2 tRNA genes and 2 rRNA genes are annotated in these 719 nt (G+C 49.7%); all 4 read right to left on the reverse strand.

Annotated elements, in window-relative coordinates:
- Positions 1-97: ribosomal RNA gene (locus tag BN2591_RS18585) — 23S ribosomal RNA — on the reverse strand; the annotation flags it as partial.
- A 179-nt stretch (positions 98-276) separates the two neighbouring features.
- Positions 277-352 (reverse strand) — tRNA-Ala (locus BN2591_RS18590).
- A 108-nt stretch (positions 353-460) separates the two neighbouring features.
- Positions 461-537: transfer RNA gene (locus BN2591_RS18595), tRNA-Ile, on the reverse strand.
- Positions 538-608: 71 nt separating this feature from the next.
- A 16S ribosomal RNA gene (locus BN2591_RS18600) occupies positions 609-719 on the reverse strand; the annotation flags it as partial.

Below are 719 nucleotides of genomic sequence, written 5' to 3' on the forward strand. Positions count from 1 at the left end.
GGTTCATATCACCTTACCGGCGCTTTTCGCAGATTAGCACGTCCTTCATCGCCTCTGACTGCCAGGGCATCCACCGTGTACGCTTAGTCGCTTAACCTCACAACCCGAAGATGTTTCGTGAAACATCCGCGTGTCGCAAAAATTTGAGAGACTCACAGAACAGTTCGCACTGTCCAGTGTTTCAATTTTCAGCTTGATCCAGATTTTTAAAGAGCAAAACTTCGCAGCACACACAGAATGTGTACTCTGAAGTTTTCTTGGTTTCTGCAGTAAAGATGGTGGAGCTATGCGGGATCGAACCGCAGACCTCCTGCGTGCAAAGCAGGCGCTCTCCCAGCTGAGCTATAGCCCCATCGTAGTTAAATCCCGTATACCCGTAATTCATTCTGAGACAAGGCGGGGTGACGCGAAGCATACATCAGTATGTGAGCGTTGCCACAACGCAGTATCAGCATGAATTTGGTAGGCCTGAGTGGACTTGAACCACCGACCTCACCCTTATCAGGGGTGCGCTCTAACCACCTGAGCTACAAGCCTGCAGAGATTTTTACTGCTCGTTATTTCATCAGACAATCTGTGTGGACACTGCAGGGAACGGTTCTTTAAGGTAAGGAGGTGATCCAACCGCAGGTTCCCCTACGGTTACCTTGTTACGACTTCACCCCAGTCATGAATCACAAAGTGGTAAGCGCCCTCCCGAAGGTTAAGCTACCTACTTC

This window comes from Kosakonia pseudosacchari, from assembly GCF_900184035.1.
Taxonomy (GTDB): domain Bacteria; phylum Pseudomonadota; class Gammaproteobacteria; order Enterobacterales; family Enterobacteriaceae; genus Kosakonia; species Kosakonia pseudosacchari.